This is a genomic window from Rhodoferax ferrireducens (assembly GCF_003347515.1).
Lineage (GTDB): Bacteria > Pseudomonadota > Gammaproteobacteria > Burkholderiales > Burkholderiaceae_C > Rhodoferax.
On record NZ_QEII01000322.1, the window covers coordinates 47131 to 63461 of the forward strand.

The following is a 16331-nucleotide window of genomic DNA, read 5'->3' on the forward strand; positions in this document are numbered from 1 at the left end:
TTGAATGTCGACCAAACGCTTGTTAGGTGATATAGTATATGCCATGATAAAGGTGCGTGACAGCGGGCGAAAAGACACGATTTTGGCGACTGCGGCGAGCCAGTTCCGGCGCCGGGGTTACGAGCGCACCTCGGTGCGCGAGATTGCCCAGGCGTTGGGTATGACTTCAGGCTCGCTCTTCTACCACTTCGCCACCAAGGAGGAGCTGCTGGTGGCGATCATGGAGGAGGGCGTTCGCGACATCATGCAGTCGGTGCGCGACGGGCTGGTCGGTGAGACTCGCCTGCCCGAGCGGCTGCTGTCGATGGTGCGCAGCCACCTGAAGGCCTTGCTGGGTCCGCGGCTCGACGCGATGACCGTGCTGCTCTACGAGTGGCGCAGCCTGTCGCCGCCCGCCCAGGCCCGGGTGATGGCATCGCGCGACGCCTACGAGGCCTTGTGGATGGCGCCGATCAAAGAGGCCGCGGCGCTGGGCCTGGTTGACGCCGATGCCGTGCTGGTGCGCCAGACGGTGCTTGGTGCCCTCAACTGGACGGCGCAGTGGTACCGACCATCCGGGCGACTGGACCTGGATGTGCTGGCGGAGCGTATGTTTTCGATGCTGTTTCCTCGCGTCGCGGCATCGGGCGCGCAAGGCGCAGCGCGAAGCCAGTTGTTAGCTTGTCCGGGTAGGGAATCTACTGCTGGTGTTTCATTGAGTCCGTAGTGAGAATCTTTTTTTTTGGAGTTGAAAGGTGAATATGAAATCGACCATGATGCAAGTGCCGCTCTCGCTCAATCATTTCCTGGAGCGGGCCAGGCTGTACCACCCGAAGGTGGAAATCGTCTCGCGGATGCCTGACAAGTCCCTGCACCGTCACACCTACGCGGACTTCCACCGCCGGGCCAAGGCGCTGGCCGAGGCTCTGGTCAAGGCCGGCATCCAGCCCGGTGACCGGGTCGCTACCCTGATGTGGAACCACTACGCCCACTTGGAGTGCTACTTCGGTATTCCGGCGGCCGGCGCGGTGATGCACAACCTCAACCTGCGCCTGTTCCCGCACGACATTGCCTTCATCGTCAACCACGCCAAGGACCGCATCCTGCTGGTGGACGACGTGCTGTTGCCGCTGCTGGCGCAGTTTGCCAAGGATGTCAATTTCGAGCGCATCATCGTGGTGCCGCTGACCGGCCAGCCGGTGCCGCAGGGCTATGAAAACTACGAAGACTTCATCGCTGGCGCCACCGGTGACTTCAAGTATGTCGAGGTCGACGAGAACGCGCCTTGCGGCATGTGCTACACCTCGGGCACCACCGGCAACCCCAAGGGCGTGGTCTATTCGCACCGCTCCACCGTGTTGCACACGCTGGTGGCGGCCCTGCCGGGCGGCATCAACGTGGCGGGTACCGACACCGTGCTACCGGTGGTTCCCATGTTCCACGCCAATGCCTGGGGTCTGCCGTTCATCTCGACCTTTGTCGGCGCCAAGCAGGTGTTTCCCGGCCCGCATCTTGACTCGGACTCCCTGCTCGACCTGTACCAGCGCGAGCGCGTCACCGTCACCGGCGGGGTGCCCACCATCTGGCTGTCGCTGCTGCAGACGCTGCGTGCCAACCCGGGCAAGTACGACCTGGTGCCTGGCATGCGCATGCTGGTCGGCGGCTCGGCGGCGCCGGAGTCGCTGTTCCGCGGCTTTGACGAGTTCAATCTGGAAGTCTGCACCGCCTGGGGCATGACCGAGATGTCGCCGCTGGGCACGGTGTCGGTGCTCAAGCCCGGGATGCGGGCCTTGCCCAAGGAAGAGCAATATGCTTTCCGTATCAAGCAGGGCATGGCCGCGCCATTGGTTGACATCCGCCTGATCGGCGAAGAGGGCGAGGCGCCGTGGGATGGTGTCTCGGTCGGCGAAATCCAGGTTCGTGGGCCGTGGATTACCGGCAGCTATCACGACCTGCCCGTCAACGAAAGCGGCTTCACCGCCGATGGCTGGCTGCGCACCGGCGACGTCGGCTGCATCGACACCGAAGGTTTCCTGCGCCTGACCGACCGCACCAAGGACCTGATCAAGTCGGGCGGCGAATGGATCAGCTCGGTCGATCTGGAAAACGCCGTGATGGGGCATCCGGCTGTGCTGGAGGCGTCCGTGATCGCGGTGCCGCACCCGCGCTGGGCCGAGCGGCCGCTGGCGGTGATCGTGCTGCGCCCAGGTATGAGCGCCACCGGCGACGAGATTCGCGACCATCTGGCCAAGACCTTCGCCAAGTGGCAGTTGCCCGAGGGTTTTGATTTCGTGAAGGAAATTCCGCACACCTCGACCGGCAAGTTTCTCAAAACCAAGTTGCGCGATATGTACAAGGACTGGCAGTGGGCGTGAGCCGGGATTGAAGGGGCCGGATTTGGGCGCCGATCTGGCCATTCTTGAATTGTTTATTTTTTAATCACGTGGAGATAAAGTGAAGATATTGGTCGCCGTCAAGCGGGTGCTGGACTACAACGTCAAGGCCCGCGTCAAGTCCGATGGTTCGGGAGTCGATCTCGCGAACCAGAAGTTGTCCATGAACCCGTTCGACGAGATCGCCTGCGAAGAGGCGGTGCGCCTCCGGGAGGCCGGTGTCGCCTCGGAAGTGATCGTCGTGTCCTGCGGCCCGACCGCTTGCCAGGAGACGCTGCGCAGCGCTATGGCCATCGGCGCCGATCGCGCCGTGCTGGTTGAAACCGACGCCGCGCTCGAACCGCTGGCGGTGGCCAAGCTGATGCAGTACGTGGCCACCAAAGAAGGCGTGCAGTTCGCCATCTTCGGCAAGCAGGCGATTGATGACGACGCTGGCCAGACCGGCCAGATGTTCGGCGCGCTGATGGGCTGGGCCCAGGCCAGCTTCGCCTCCAAGGTGCAGATCAGCGGCGACACTGCCACCATCACGCGCGAGATCGACGGTGGCCTGGAAACCCTGGCCATGAAGCTGCCGGCCGTGATCACGGCCGACCTGCGCTTGAACGAGCCGCGCTTCATCACGCTGCCCAACATCATGAAGGCCAAGAAAAAGCCGCTGGAGGTGATCAAGGTGGCCGAGCTCGGCATCGACATCGCGCCGCGCACCGTGACCCTGCATGTCAGCGAGTCGGCGGCGCGCAAGGCCGGCATCAAGGTGGCCGACACGGCCGAACTCGTCAAACGACTAAAAGAAGAAGCGAAGGTGATCTGATGACAACCCTGATCATTGCGGAACACGACAACGCCGTACTCAAAGCGGCCACGCTCAACACCATTGCCGCGGCCACGCGCATCGGCGGTGATATTCATGTGCTGGTGGCGGGCAGCCATTGCGCGGCCGTGGCCCAGGCCACCGCGGCGATCGCGGGTGTCGCCAAGGTGCTGCACGCCGACGCGGCGCACCATGAGGCCCACCTGGCCGAGAACCTGGCCGAGCTGGTGCGCTCGCGCGTGCGCGCCGATGCCGGCTACACCCATGTGCTGGCGCCGGCCACGGCCTTTGGCAAGAACGTGCTGCCGCGCGTGGCGGCCTTGCTGGATGTCTCCCAGGTGTCGGACGTGATCGCCATCGAGTCGCCCGACACCTTCCTGCGCCCGTTCTATGCCGGCAACGCGCTGGCCCGCGTGCAATCGAAAGATGCCATCAAGGTGCTGAGCATTCGCACCACCGCCTTCGACCCGGTCGGTGCGGGCGGCACGGCAGCGGTCGAGACGCTGGACGCGGGCGGCGATCTCGGCTTGACCAGCCTGGTCGGACGTGAGGTGGTGAAGCTGGAGCGGCCGGAACTCACCGCCGCATCGGTCATCGTGTCGGGCGGGCGCGGCTTGGGCGCGGCCGACAAGTTTCACGCCGTGCTGGAGCCGCTGGCCGACAAGCTCGGCGCGGCGCTCGGCGCATCGCGTGCGGCGGTTGACGCCGGCTACGCGCCCAATGACTATCAGGTCGGCCAGACCGGCAAGATCGTGGCACCCCAGTTGTACGTGGCGGTCGGCATCTCGGGCGCCATCCAGCACCTGGCCGGCATGAAGGACAGCAAGGTGATTGTCGCCATCAACAAGGACGCCGAAGCACCGATCTTCCAGGTCGCCGACTATGGGCTGGTGGGCGATCTGTTCGCCGCCGTGCCGGAACTGATCGCCGCGCTCTAATATTGCACACCGGGCCGGTCGTCGCGGTCGGCCCAAGTCGGGAAGGTTGGTAAGGCTGTGCCGACCGCTCCGTGATAGTGACAGCCTTTCACATGACCCGCAGGAGACACCAACCATGACATCTTCCACTCCCGTCACCCTCGACGTGCCGCCTCCAGGTGCCATTGCACGTGTAGCCATTGGCGATTTTTTGCGTCGTTCCGCAGCGCGTGACTGCGCCAAGACCGCACTGGTGCTGGGTGACGAGCGCATGACTTACGGTGAATTGGACCAGCGTGTGAGTCGCTGTGCCAATGCATTGCTTGCGACCGGACTGGTTCGAGGTGATCGCGTGGCGACCTTCTGCAACAACTCGCTCGATTTCATCGTGGCCATGTTCGGCATCCACCGTGCGGGGCTGATCTGGGTGCCGATCAACACCGGTCTCGGGCTCGATGATGTGCGCTACATCATCGAGCATGCCGAGGCGCGCTTCGTGCTGGTCGATGCCGCCCTGCTGGCGCGCCCGGGGTTGCATGCCGCCATCGAAGCGCAAGCCGGTCGCGGCTGGGTACTGGAAGGCGAGGGGGTCGGGGCTTTCAGCAGCTTTGCCGCGGCGACTGCGGGGCAGTCGGCTACAGAAACCGAGGTCGAAATCCACGACCGCGACGTGGCCCAGATCATGTACACCAGCGGCACTACCGGCCGTCCCAAGGGGGTGATGCAAAGCCATTTGTCGGTGGTGATGGCGGCGATGAACAATGCGCTTGAGTTGGGGGTGTGGCGCGATGCCGTGAACATTGCCGTGCTGCCCCTCTTTCATTGCGCCCAGCACACGTTGATGTGTGGCGTACTGGCGGGCGGCGGCACGGTGATTGTGATGCGCGCCTTCGACCCCGCCGCGATGCTCGACGCCATCGAGCGTGAACGGGTGACCTTTTTGGTGGGCCTGCCACTGATGCACCAGACCATGCTCGATCATCCCTCGCGCCCGGGGCGCGATCTGTCGAGCCTGCGCATGTGCGTGTACGCCATGGCGCCCATGGCCGAGACCCTGCTGCGCCGCCTGATCGCCGAGTTCTGCCCGAATTACGCACTGGCCACCGGTCAGACCGAGATGTACCCGCTCACCATGGCCTTCCGGCCCGAAGAGCAGCTCAAGCGCTTTGGTTCCTACTGGGGCGTCAGTGCATTGATCAACGACACGGCGGTGATGGACGACGCGGGCAAGCTGCTCGGCCCCGGCGAAGTCGGCGAGATCGTGCACCGCGGTCCGAACGTGATGGAGGGCTACTACAAAAATCCCGAAGCCACCGCCGATGCACGCGCTTTCGGCTGGCACCACACCGGCGACCTCGGCATGTGGGTCGATGGCCAGATGATGTTCAGGGACCGCAAGAAGGACATGATCAAGACCGGTGGCGAGAACGTGCCCTCGGTCAAGGTGGAGGCCGTCTTGCTACGCCACCCAGCGGTGGCCAATGCCGCGGCGGTGGGGCTGCCGCACCCGCGCTGGATTGAGGCGGTCACTGCTTTCGTGGTGCTCAAGCCCGGTGCTCAGATCGACGAGGCCGGGCTGGTCCAGCATTGCAAGGAATATCTTGGCGGCTTTGAAGTCCCGAAGACAATCCGCATCGTCGATGCGCTGCCGATGACCTCCACCGGCAAGCTTCAAAAGCATCCGCTGCGTGACAGCTACCGTACCCTGTACGAGGACATCGAACGATAGGTGTCGTGAAGGTCATGGGGTGTGCAACACACGCCCGCGCCTGTTACCAGGCCTTGCTTGCAAGGCGTGTTTCGGTCTATTTTTCTAACTAACAACCGTTCTGTTAATATGGTTGCATGGCGTTTATCGAAACCAGTCGGTTTCCGGCAGGCGCGGACAGTCGCCCTTGTCCATTGTTCATCCCACTGTCAGAAAGGCTCCCCATGTCCGTCGAATCCCCTATTTTGCTCACGGTCGATGCCGACGGCATCGCGACCCTGACCCTCAACCGGCCGGATCAACTCAACGCCTTCGATCTTGAAATGGTCGACGCTTGGCGCGCGGCGCTCGAACAGGCCGAGGCCGATGAGCGTGTCAAGGTCATCGTCGTCACCGGGGCGGGGCGTGCTTTCTGTGCCGGTGGCGACTTCGAGGAAATGGCCAAGTTCAGCGAAATGGACAGCATGGAGCGCAAGGATTTCCTCTACCGCCATGTGCATCGCATCGCGCTGACGCTGGAGCGCATGGAAAAACCGGTGATCGCCGCCATCAACGGCGCGGCGCGTGGTGCCGGCCTGGACATGGCGCTGATGTGCGATATCCGGCTGATGGCCAGTTCGGCCACGCTGGCCGAAACTTATATCAACATTGGCCTGATGGCGGGCGATGCCGGCGCCTGGTTTCTGCCGCGGCTGATTGGCGCCGCGCGCGCGCTCGAGCTGTTCTGGAGCGGCCGCGTGGTGGGGTCCGAAGAAGCCGAGCGCATTGGCATGGTCAACCGTGTGGTGCCAGACGCCGAACTGATGGCCGCCACCTACGAGATGGCGCGCACCATTGCCTCCAAGCCGCAACAGGCGGTGCGTTTCTTTCGCCGCGCCGTCTACCAAAGCCAGACCATGGCGCTCGCCACGCACCTGGACATGGTGTCCTCGCACATGGCGGTGCTCGAAGACACGCCCGAACACCGCGCCGGCATTGCGGCTTTCCGCAGCCGCCAGCGCGCCGGCAAGTAAGGGCAGGGCGGCGCTGTGCAAGGCATTCTGAACGGCATCACCGTCATCGATCTGTCGCGTCTGATCGCCGGGCCTTATGCGGCCATGGTGCTGGCCGACCTGGGCGCGCGCGTCATCAAGGTCGAGGCCATGGCGGGCGAGGAGGGGCGGCATTTCGGCCCGCCGTTCTATGGCGAGTCCAGCGTCAATTTCATGGCCTGCAACCGGGGCAAGGAGTCGATCGCGCTGGACATACGTACCCCGGCCGGACGCGCGGTGCTGGAGCGGCTGATTTCAAAAGCCGACGTGCTGGTGCACAATTTTCGCCCCGACTTTGCCAAGGCCCATGCGCTGACTTACGAGGCGGTGCGGCGCATCAACCCGACGCTGGTGTACTACATGGTCAGCGCCTTCGGTGAGCAGAGCGACTACCGGCTCAGGCCCTCGGTCGACAGCGTGGTGCAGGGCATGACGGGTGCCTTTTATGCCAGTGGCGATGAGGGTGAAGCGCCGATTCGCATTGGCTTGCCGATCATCGACGTGGCCTCCGGCATGTGCGGCGCCTTGGGCGTGCTGGCCGCGGTGATGCACCGGCAGCAGACCGGCCAGGGGCAGTGCGTGGAGCTGTCGCTGGCGGACACCATGTTTAATTTTCTAGCGGGCAAGGTGGGTGAGTATGCGATTGAACAGCGCGAGCCGATTCGCTCGGTGAACCTGCCGATTGCGGTGCCGAGCCGCCACTTTCGCGGCTCCGACGGCGCCTGGTTCAGCGTGTCGGTGGTGAATGAAGGGGCGTTCAAGCGCTTTTGCGCCGTGGTGGAGCGGCCCGAGTGGCTCACCGATCCGCGTTACCAGCGCAACGCCGTGCGCATTGTCAACCGGCCGGTGCTGCTGGCCGAACTGGAGGCGATTTTCATCACCCGTCCGGCGGCTGCCTGGGTGGCGGCCTTCGAGACCGCCGATATTCCCTGCGGTCCGGTGAACACGGTGTCTGAGGCCATGGCCGACCCGGTGCTGGCCGCCCGTTTCGTGGAGCATCCGGCGATGCCGGGGCTGCCGCTGATCCCTTTTCCGGCGCAGCTTGCCGCAGGCATGCGCAAGATCGGGGACATGCTGGCGCCTCCCGCGCTGGGGCAGCACACCGGCCCAGTGCTGGCCGGGCTGGGCTACGGTGCGCAGGAGATTGAGCAACTGGTGCGCGCGGGCGTGATTCGTCTGCACGAAACAGCCATTGAATCCACGGCAGGAACGAAAAAGTGAGCCAAAACCACGCCCCCGACATCTTGTGGACCCCCCGTGCGGATCGCATCGCGGGTGCCGAGTTGACCCGGTTCCAGCAATGGCTGGAACGCGAAAAAGGCTTGCGCTTCGCCGGCTACGAGGCCTTGTGGCAATGGTCCGTGGACGATCTGGAGGGTTTCTGGAGCGCCATTGTCGACTATTTTGAGCTGCCGCTCGACGACTGGAATGGACCGGTTCTGAGCGATCGCAGGATGCCGGGTGCGCAATGGTTCGTGGGCGCGCGCACCAACTATGCGCGGCAGGTATTCCGCCACGCCACGGACGCCAGACCGGCCATCGTTTTTCGCAATGAAGCGGGCGAGCGGGCGGACATGTCTTGGCGCACCTTGCAAGACGAAGTGGCCGCGCTGGCGCAGTGGCTGCGCGCGGCGGGCGTGGGGCCGGGCGACCGCGTGGTGGCCTACCTGCCCAATATTCCGCAGACTATGGTGGCTTTTCTGGCCACGGTTTCAGTGGGGGCGATCTGGTCGGTGTGTTCGCCCGACATGGGGGCGCCCACGGTGTTGGACCGTTTCCGGCAGATCGATCCGAAGGTGTTGATCGCGGTCGATGGCTACCGTTGGGGCGGCAAGCGCTTCGACCGGCGCGACACCGTGGCCATGCTGCTCGACGGGCTGCCCAGCGTCGAGCGCTGCGTGCTCTTGCCCTACCTGGAGCGCAGCGCCAGCGTGGGTGCGCTGCGCGCTGGCCTGCTCTGGAGCGAGGTGGTCAGCGCCCAGGCTGAACTGCGCATCGAATCGGTGCCTTTCGACCACCCGCTGTGGGTCGTGTATTCGTCGGGCACCACAGGTTTGCCCAAACCCATCGTGCATGGCCATGGCGGCATCGTCCTGGAGCAGGTCAAGCTGATGCGCCTGCACAACGACCTCGGTCCCGAAGACCGCTTCCACTGGTTTTCCACCACCGGCTGGATCATGTGGAACTGCCAGGTGGGCGGCTTGCTGGTGGGGGCGACGGCCTGCCTGTACGATGGCAACCCGGCCTGGCCCGACTACACCACGTTGTGGCGTTTCGCGGGGGAAATCGGCGTGACGTTTCTGGGGGCAGGCGCGGCGTTTTATGCGGCCTGCCAGAAAACCGGTGTCGAGCCGCGCGAGGTGGGCGCGCTGGGGCCGCTGCGCACCGTGGGCTCGACCGGCTCGCCACTGTCCCCGGAAAGCTACCATTGGATAGCCAAGCATGTCGGACACGATGCTTGGATTAACCCGATCTCTGGCGGCACCGACTTCGCCGGGGCTTTCGTCGGCGGTGTGCCGACCTTGCCCGTTGTTGTGGGCGAGATGCAGGGGCGTTGCCTCGGCGCGCGTGTCGAGGCCTTCAACGAGCAAGGCCAGCCGGTCGTGGACGAGGTGGGTGAACTGGTCTGCACTGCGCCCATGCCGTCCATGCCGATCTATTTTTGGAACGACCCCGGCAACAAGCGCTATCTGGACAGTTATTTCGACATGTATCCTGGCGTGTGGCGGCATGGCGACTGGATCCGAATCACACCGCGCGGAGGCGCCATCATCTACGGCCGCAGCGACACCACCATCAACCGCCACGGCGTGCGCATGGGCACGAGCGACATCTATAGCGTGGTCGAGGCCTTGCCCGAAGTGCTCGACAGCCTGGTCGTCGACCTCGAATACCTGGGGCGCGAAAGCTACATGCCGATGTTCGTCGTGCTGCGCCCGGGCGTGGCGCTGGACGAGCCGCTGATCGGGCGCATCCAGAGCGCCATCCGCGCGGCTGCGTCGCCGCGCCATGTGCCGGACGATGTGTTCGCCGTGGCCGAGGTGCCGCGCACGCTCACCGGCAAGAAGCTCGAACTGCCGATCAAGAAACTGCTACTCGGTCAAGCCATCGACAAGGTGGTCAACCGCGATGCGCTGGCCACCCCCGCCAGCCTCGATTGGTTTCTTGAGTTTGCACGCGTCCGCGCCACGCGAGCCAGCTAATTTTTTCAAAGTCTCTTTTTCATCCACAAGGAATCACCATGAGCGATCAGGAAGTCATTTACGAAGTCAAGAACTTTGTTGCCACCATCACCCTCAATCGCCCCAAGACGCTCAACGCGTTCACCGGCGACAACATCAAGGAGATGGAGCGACTGCTGGCCCAGGCCGGCAACGATCCGAAGGTGGGCGTGATCGTGCTGACCGGGACCGGCGAGCGCGCCTTCTGCGTCGGCGGTGATGTCAACTGGGAAAAGGGCGAGGGGGGCAAGAGCGGCCTGGAGGACCTGGAGTTCAACTTCAACCGCCAGATCGCCGAATGCCCCAAGCCGGTGATCGCGCGTGTCAATGGCTATGCCATTGGCGCCGGTCACCACATCGCCTATTTCTGCGATTTCACCATCGCCGCCGAGCACGCCATCTTCGGCCAGAACGGACCGCGCGTCGGCTCACCGGCGGGCGGCTACATCGTCTCGCACGCGGCCAATGTGCTTGGCCACAAGCGGGCGCGCGAGCTGTGGATGCTGTGCCGCCGCTACAGCGCGCAGCAGGCGTTCGACTGGGGTCTGGCCAATTCGGTGGTGCCGATGGCCCAGCTCGACGCGGAGGTACAGAAGTATTGCGACGAACTGTTGTCGCTGTCGCCGACCTGCCTGAAGATCGTCAAGCGCTCGTTCTACCACCACATGGCGCCGATCATGGGCAAGGACATGAACGACCTGATCCAGGAAGTGGCGCCCAACTACTTCAACACCGGCGAGCAGCAGGAAGGCGCCAGTGCCTTTCTTGAAAAACGCAAGCCTGATTTCAGCAAATTCCGCTAAACCCGGTAATGAGCGCACAGTGTTTCAATCAGCGACTCGGCGTAGTGCGGCAAGGCCTCACGCTTGCGCACCAGGATGAAACGCTCGCGCACACTCCAGGGGTCGGTCAGTTCGACCAGCACGATGCCGGTGTCGGCCTGGTTGCGCCGCGCGGCGGACTCCGGAACAATGCCGACGCCAACGCCGGCACCAATCATGCGACACATCGCATCAAAGCTGGAGAGCTGGATGCGCAGCTTCAGCGGCTTGCCCAGGCTGTCCACGACCTGTGCCAGAAAGGTCTGCAAGGTGCTGCCGTGTTGCATGCCCACGGCGTCTTCGTCCAGCGTTTCGGCGAAGGCGATTTTCTTGCGGCGCGCAAAGCGGTGGTTTTTCGCGGTGGCCAGCACCAGGCGGTCGGTGCTGAAGTGAATCGCCTGCAGGCCCAGCGTATCGACCTTGCCGGCCACGATGCCGACATCGGCCCGGCCGTCGAGCACGCCGTGCGCAATCTCGGCGTTCGGCTTCTCCTGCAGGTCGATGTTGATTCTAGGATGGGCCGACAAAAAGCCGGGCAGGATTTCCGGCAGAAAATCCGTCACTGCGGTGGTGTTGGCAAACACCCGCAAATGCCCGCGCAGGCCGCCGCCGTATTCCTGCAGGTCGCTGCGCAGCTGGTCGGCTTGCCGCAGCACGCCACGTGCATGGTACAAAAAAGCTTCACCGGGCGGCGTCAGACGCACGCCTCTGGCCTCGCGGTAGAACAGGCTCAAGCCGGATTGGACCTCCAGCGACTTGATGCGGGCGCTGGCCGCTGCCAGCGACAGGTGCTGCCGCTGCGCGGCACGGGTCATATTGCCCTCATCGGCCGTTGATACAAAAAGCCGCAGGTCTGTCAGATCAAATTGCATGACGCCATGCTAACGCAAAGCCGGCCCAGCCTTCGGCATGGATTAAGCCTTGGCTGTGCGCCGGCGCTGACCGGCCCGTACCATCGGCTAGTACGTATATTTACGAATTTGGCAGGCCGGTAAAAGCAGCATGGGGCCGTGCGGTGCGAGCCAGACTTCGAAAATTCAGAAGCCTTGCTACTGAATTTACAGATTGTTGAATTGCCCGGGCTCGGCGACGATGCCCTATTTCCGCGCAGCAGGCGCTTCAATACAAATCAGGGGACTTGAGACAATGAGCAGTTCATTCATGCTGGCAGGCAAGGTAGTGGTCGTCACCGGGGCCGGTGGCGGCATTGGGCGCGACATCGCGCTGGCAATGGCGCGCGAAGGCGCCCGGGTGGTGGTCAACGACATTGGTGCTTCGGTGGCGGGCGAGGGCGTTGATGCCGGGCCGGCCCAGGCAGTGGTCAACGAAATACGCGCCGCCGGCGGCGAAGCGGTGGCCAGCACCGACAGCGTGTCGCAAGCCCTGAGCGCCCAGCACATCATCACCGCCGCGCTCGATAGCTTTGGCCGCATCGACTGCGTCGTCAACAACGCCGGCATTTTGCGCGACCGCTTTTTCCACAAGATGGGTGACGACGAATGGGATGCCGTGATCAAGGTGCATCTGTACGGCGCCTATCACGTCAGCCGCGCCGCCGCGCCGCATTTCAAGGCGCAAGAATCGGGCAACTACATCCACATGACCTCGACCTCGGGCCTGATCGGCAACTTTGGTCAGGCCAACTACTCCGCGGCCAAGCTCGGTGTGGTGGCGCTGTCCAAGTCGATTGCGCTGGACATGCTCAAGTTCAATGTGCGCTCCAACTGCATCGCCCCATTTGCCTGGAGCCGCATGATAGGCGCGATCCCGACTGATACCCCGGAAGAGCAGGCCCGGGTCAATCGCATCAAGCAGATGACGCCGGCCAAGATCGCGCCGCTGGCCGTCTGCCTGGCCAGCGAAGCGGGACGCGACGCGAACGGCCAGATTTTTGCGGTGCGTAACAACGAAATTTTCCTGATCAGCCAGCCGCGCCCGATCCGCTCGGTACACCGCTCCGAAGGTTGGACTCCGCAGGCCGTGGCCAGCCACGCGCTGCCCGCGTTGAAAGCCAGCTTCTTTGCGCTGGACCGCTCCGGCGACGTGTTCAGCTGGGATCCGATTTGAGACAGGCCCGAAACATGACACAAAACCAGTCCATTCCTGTGGCAGCGGGCGGCGGCGTCCAAGCCATGTACCAATCGGCGCTCGACGAAGGGCGCCTGCTGATCCAGCGCTGCGCCGATTGCGGCAAGCATGTGCACTTCCCGCGTGAGAGCTGTCCGCACTGCGGCTCGGCCGAACTCGGCTGGGTTGCGCCCACCGGTCTCGGCACGGTCTACGCCGTGACCACCGTGCGGAGAAAATTCGAGGCCGGCGGCGATTACAACGTCTCGCTGGTCGATCTGGACGAAGGTGTGCGCTTGATGAGCCGTGTCGAGAACATGAAACCGCTGGAACTGAAAATCGGCCAGCGCGTCCAGGCGCGGGTCCAGCTCACCGACGGGCGCGGCCTGGTGCTGTTTGATCCCGCACCGGCTGCGGCCGGCACCACAGGAGTTGCAGCATGAGTGACACCTCCCTCAAGGCATTGCGCGGCAGCGCGGCGATTGCCGGCGTGGCCACCTTTGGCTGCGGCGAAACGCCGGGTTTTACCGACATGGAGCTGCTGGCGCGCGCCGCCCGCGCCGCCGTGCGGGACGCCGGCTTGAAGATGAGCGACATTGACGGCATCTGCACCGCCAGCGCCGCGGCCACGATGTGGGCCATGCCGGTGGTCGAGTACCTGGGCTTGCGTCCGCGCTACATCGACAGCACCATGCTGGGCGGCTCCAGCTTCATCGCCCATTTGCTGCCGGCCATGCATGCCCTGCAGTCCGGCCAGTGCAATGCGGTGCTGGTGTGTTACGGCAGCGCCCAGCGCTCGGCGCAGTTCGGCCGGCGCGAGATCGGCGCGGCCCGCCGCTGGCTGGACCCGCAGCCCTATGAAGCGCCTTACGAGCCGATGCAGCCGCTGTCGTCCTACGCGCTGGCGGCCTCGCGCCACATGTTTGAATTCGGCACCACGCGCCGCCAGCTGGCCGAGGTGGCGGTGGCCGCACGGGCGTGGGCCCGGCTCAACCCGGAAGCCTTCATGCGCGAGCCGCTGTCGATCGACGATGTGCTGGCCGCCCGCATGGTGTCTGACCCTTTGAGCGTGCGCGACTGCTGCCTGGTCACCGACGGCGGCGGCGCCTATGTGCTGGTGCGCGCCGACCGGGCCCGTGATTTGCCGAAACCGCCGGTGTATGTGCTGGGCAACGCGACCGCCGTGTGGAACCGGCAGATCTCGTCCATGCACGACCTGACCGTCACCGCGGCCAGCCAGTCCGGTCGCCAGGCTTATGCCATGGCCGGCCTGTCGGCGAAAGACATGGCCGTGGTGCAGGTCTACGACGCCTTCACCATCAATACCTTGCTGTTCCTCGAAGACCTGGGCTTTTGCAAAAAAGGCGAGGCCGGCAGCTTTGTCGAAAACGGCGGTATTGCACCCGGCGGGCACCTGCCGGTCAATACCAACGGCGGTGGCCTGTCCTGTGTTCACCCCGGCATGTACGGCATTTTTGCGCTGATCGAGGCGGTGCGACAGCTGCGCGGTGACTGCGGTGAGCGGCAAATCGCCGGCGCGGTGACCGCACTGGCGCATGGCAACGGTGGCACGCTGTCGAGCCAGGCGACTGCGATCCTGGGAACGGCGGCGGCATTGTGAGCAGACTGTTCGGCCGCAACGTGGGCACCAGCCTGATCCCGCAGCGCGTGAGGGCCCGCCACAGGGTGCGCGAGCACCTGGCATGAAAACCCGCAACCGCCCTGCGCTGCGGTTTGATGAAGGAGTGTGTGTTGGATACTGAAATAAGCTTGCCGGAGGTCGATACATCGACCTTGTTTGCCAGGGTGCCATTCAACCGTTTGCTGGGCCTGCGGCGGGAGTTCTGCGAGGCAGGGCAGGCCCGGATGGTGCTGGAGACCCGCGACGAACTGACCAATAATTTTGAAGCCACGCATGGCGGCGTGATCATGACCCTGCTCGATGTCGCCATGTCCAGCGCGGCCCTCTCCAAATCGGGTTTTCAGCGGGCCGTGGTCACCATCGACATGTCCACCAGTTTTCTCAAGCCGGGTCGCGGACGTCTGGTGGCGCACGGCACGGCGCTGGGCGGCGGGCGATCGGTGTGTTTTTGCGAAGCGCGCATCGAGGATGAGGCCGGTGACCTCGTGGCCAAGGCCATGGGCACCTTCAAATACGTTCAACCATGATGGGCCGGGTTGGACCGTCGCGTGTCGATCGCTTCCGGTGCTTGAGCGGGTCGCCGCGGCCTGAAGGGGTGCCATCCGGAGCGACGTAACTGGACGACCATGGGTAGGCAAGTGCCCACCCATGGTCGTGAGTTCCGATTTTTTACAACAATGGAGACAAAGACTATGGACAACCTCAAACTTGTCAAGCGTGCCCGTCGCGGGCTTTCTGCGGCCTTGCTTGGGCTGGTGACATTTGGGCCACTGGCCGTGCAGGCGCAATCCTCACAGCCCGTGAGATTGGTCGTCGGCTATGCCGCAGGCGGCCCGGTGGACGCTGCAGCCCGGCTGTTTGCCCCCGCGCTGGCCAAGGAGCTGGGCATGGTGGTGATTGTGGAAAATAGGCCCGGTGCCGGCGGGGTCTTGGCCGGAAACTCGGTGGCCAAAGCAGTTCCTGACGGACTGCAGTTGTTTTTTGCAGGCAGCCCGACCATTACCATCAGTCCGCACGTCCTGAAGTCCATGTCGTTCAACCCGGTCACAGACCTCAGCCCGATCGCTCCCATTCTCAGTTATACGAACGTGCTGGTGGTTAGCAAGGACCAGCCCTTCAAAACCATCAAGGAGTTGCTGGTCTACGCCAAAGCCAACCCTGGCAAGCTGACCTATGGCTCGGCCGGCGTGGGGGCTTCGAATCACCTCAGTGGCGAGCTGTTTGCCAAGCGCACTGGCACCGAGTTCAACCACATCCCCTACAAAGGCAATGCCCCGGCCATGACCGACGTGATTGGCAGGCAGATCAGCATGATGTTCGACATTGTTGGCAGCGCCCGCAACTACATCACCTCGGGGCGGGTGCGCGCGTTGGCCGTGACGTCGCGCGAACGCAATCCTTCGCTGCCCGACGTGCCCTCCATGCGTGAAGAAGGCATTGCTGACTACGAGGTGGGTGGCTGGTTCGGCCTGTACGGCCCTGCCAAATTGCCGGCTGCCATCGTGGACCGCTATAACGATGCGACACGCAAGGCACTTGCCAACGAAGAGCTGCGCAGCAAGCTGGTCGAGCAGGGATATGACTTGTGGTTGGGCGCGCCCAAAACCCTGTCGGACCGAGCCAGCAAGGAGCTGGCCCTGTGGGCCACCGTGACCAAAGGCATTCAGGTGGATTGAGAAGGCCACGCTTCGTACGCTGTGCGAACCGGTGCGCCTGGGGCGATCACCGGGCCGTGCAGCGA

At 64.0% G+C, this 16331-nt stretch carries 15 protein-coding genes; 14 read left to right on the top strand and 1 reads right to left on the bottom strand.

What is annotated here, in order from left to right; genetic code table 11:
- Nucleotides 1-43 precede the first annotated feature (43 nt).
- The 9 genes from C5P05_RS29470 to C5P05_RS29510 all read left to right on the top strand — a co-directional run bounded on the left by C5P05_RS29470 (nucleotide 44) and on the right by C5P05_RS29510 (nucleotide 10863).
- Nucleotides 44-706 carry a TetR/AcrR family transcriptional regulator gene (locus C5P05_RS29470; protein ID WP_114973503.1) on the top strand — a complete coding sequence of 221 codons (663 nt, stop codon included), beginning with the start codon at nucleotides 44-46 and terminating at the stop codon, nucleotides 704-706.
- A gap of 34 nt (nucleotides 707-740) precedes the next feature.
- Nucleotides 741-2354, top strand: a complete 1614-nt coding sequence (locus C5P05_RS29475; protein WP_114973439.1) for a long-chain fatty acid--CoA ligase — start codon at nucleotides 741-743, stop codon at nucleotides 2352-2354.
- 79 nt (nucleotides 2355-2433) lie between these two features.
- Nucleotides 2434-3183, top strand: a complete 750-nt coding sequence (locus C5P05_RS29480) for an electron transfer flavoprotein subunit beta/FixA family protein (protein WP_114973440.1) — start codon at nucleotides 2434-2436, stop codon at nucleotides 3181-3183.
- The gene (locus C5P05_RS29485; RefSeq protein ID WP_114973441.1) at nucleotides 3183-4121 is read left to right on the top strand and encodes an electron transfer flavoprotein subunit alpha/FixB family protein; all 939 of its coding nucleotides are present in this window, start codon (nucleotides 3183-3185) and stop codon (nucleotides 4119-4121) included. The genes C5P05_RS29480 and C5P05_RS29485 overlap by 1 nt, the downstream gene beginning before the upstream one ends.
- Nucleotides 4122-4236: 115 nt before the next feature.
- Nucleotides 4237-5829 carry an AMP-binding protein gene (locus C5P05_RS29490; RefSeq protein WP_114973442.1) on the top strand — a complete coding sequence of 531 codons (1593 nt, stop codon included), beginning with the start codon at nucleotides 4237-4239 and terminating at the stop codon, nucleotides 5827-5829.
- Nucleotides 5830-6032: 203 nt separating this feature from the next.
- Nucleotides 6033-6821, top strand: coding sequence for an enoyl-CoA hydratase/isomerase family protein (locus C5P05_RS29495; protein WP_114973443.1), 789 nt, complete (start codon nucleotides 6033-6035; stop codon nucleotides 6819-6821).
- 15 nt (nucleotides 6822-6836) lie between these two features.
- Nucleotides 6837-8060 carry a CaiB/BaiF CoA transferase family protein gene (locus tag C5P05_RS29500; protein WP_114973444.1) on the top strand — a complete coding sequence of 408 codons (1224 nt, stop codon included), beginning with the start codon at nucleotides 6837-6839 and terminating at the stop codon, nucleotides 8058-8060.
- The gene (locus C5P05_RS29505; protein WP_114973445.1) at nucleotides 8057-10042 is read left to right on the top strand and encodes an acetoacetate--CoA ligase; all 1986 of its coding nucleotides are present in this window, start codon (nucleotides 8057-8059) and stop codon (nucleotides 10040-10042) included. Before C5P05_RS29500 ends, C5P05_RS29505 begins: the two co-directional genes overlap by 4 nt.
- A 38-nt stretch (nucleotides 10043-10080) precedes the next feature.
- Entirely contained in the window at nucleotides 10081-10863 is a 783-nt protein-coding gene (locus C5P05_RS29510; RefSeq protein WP_114973446.1) for an enoyl-CoA hydratase-related protein, read from the top strand.
- Here the strand turns inward: C5P05_RS29510 and C5P05_RS29515 are convergent.
- The gene (locus C5P05_RS29515; protein WP_114973447.1) at nucleotides 10860-11753 is read right to left on the bottom strand and encodes a LysR substrate-binding domain-containing protein; all 894 of its coding nucleotides are present in this window, start codon (nucleotides 11751-11753) and stop codon (nucleotides 10860-10862) included. The two genes, C5P05_RS29510 and C5P05_RS29515, sit on opposite strands and share 4 nt — an antisense overlap.
- Nucleotides 11754-12042: 289 nt before the next feature.
- Between C5P05_RS29515 and C5P05_RS29520 the strand changes: the two genes are divergently transcribed.
- From C5P05_RS29520 to C5P05_RS29540, 5 genes are all read left to right on the top strand, one after another.
- Nucleotides 12043-12948, top strand: a complete 906-nt coding sequence (locus tag C5P05_RS29520) for an SDR family NAD(P)-dependent oxidoreductase (RefSeq protein WP_114973504.1) — start codon at nucleotides 12043-12045, stop codon at nucleotides 12946-12948.
- A gap of 14 nt (nucleotides 12949-12962) precedes the next feature.
- Complete coding sequence (locus C5P05_RS29525) at nucleotides 12963-13391, top strand: Zn-ribbon domain-containing OB-fold protein (protein ID WP_198674906.1); 429 nt, start codon at nucleotides 12963-12965, stop codon at nucleotides 13389-13391.
- On the top strand, nucleotides 13388-14569 hold the full coding sequence (locus C5P05_RS29530; RefSeq protein ID WP_114973448.1) for a thiolase: 1182 nt from the start codon (nucleotides 13388-13390) through the stop codon (nucleotides 14567-14569). The genes C5P05_RS29525 and C5P05_RS29530 overlap by 4 nt, the downstream gene beginning before the upstream one ends.
- A gap of 131 nt (nucleotides 14570-14700) precedes the next feature.
- Nucleotides 14701-15117: a PaaI family thioesterase gene (locus C5P05_RS29535; RefSeq protein ID WP_232834716.1), complete on the top strand. Its 417-nt coding sequence runs from the start codon at nucleotides 14701-14703 to the stop codon at nucleotides 15115-15117.
- A 165-nt stretch (nucleotides 15118-15282) separates the two neighbouring features.
- A complete protein-coding gene (locus tag C5P05_RS29540; RefSeq protein ID WP_114973450.1) occupies nucleotides 15283-16266 on the top strand; it encodes a Bug family tripartite tricarboxylate transporter substrate binding protein in 984 nt (327 codons plus the stop codon).
- The last annotated feature ends 65 nt before the right edge of the window (nucleotides 16267-16331 follow it).

Coding starts and splice junctions, on each gene's coding strand:
- C5P05_RS29470 (WP_114973503.1), top strand. CDS start 44: ATGATAAAGGTGCGTGACAGCGGGCGAAAAGACACGATTTTGGCGACT.
- C5P05_RS29475 (WP_114973439.1), top strand. CDS start 741: ATGAAATCGACCATGATGCAAGTGCCGCTCTCGCTCAATCATTTCCTG.
- C5P05_RS29485 (WP_114973441.1), top strand. CDS start 3,183: ATGACAACCCTGATCATTGCGGAACACGACAACGCCGTACTCAAAGCG.
- C5P05_RS29490 (WP_114973442.1), top strand. CDS start 4,237: ATGACATCTTCCACTCCCGTCACCCTCGACGTGCCGCCTCCAGGTGCC.
- C5P05_RS29495 (WP_114973443.1), top strand. CDS start 6,033: ATGTCCGTCGAATCCCCTATTTTGCTCACGGTCGATGCCGACGGCATC.
- C5P05_RS29510 (WP_114973446.1), top strand. CDS start 10,081: ATGAGCGATCAGGAAGTCATTTACGAAGTCAAGAACTTTGTTGCCACC.
- C5P05_RS29515 (WP_114973447.1), bottom strand. CDS start 11,753: ATGCAATTTGATCTGACAGACCTGCGGCTTTTTGTATCAACGGCCGAT.
- C5P05_RS29520 (WP_114973504.1), top strand. CDS start 12,043: ATGCTGGCAGGCAAGGTAGTGGTCGTCACCGGGGCCGGTGGCGGCATT.
- C5P05_RS29525 (WP_198674906.1), top strand. CDS start 12,963: ATGACACAAAACCAGTCCATTCCTGTGGCAGCGGGCGGCGGCGTCCAA.
- C5P05_RS29530 (WP_114973448.1), top strand. CDS start 13,388: ATGAGTGACACCTCCCTCAAGGCATTGCGCGGCAGCGCGGCGATTGCC.
- C5P05_RS29540 (WP_114973450.1), top strand. CDS start 15,283: ATGGACAACCTCAAACTTGTCAAGCGTGCCCGTCGCGGGCTTTCTGCG.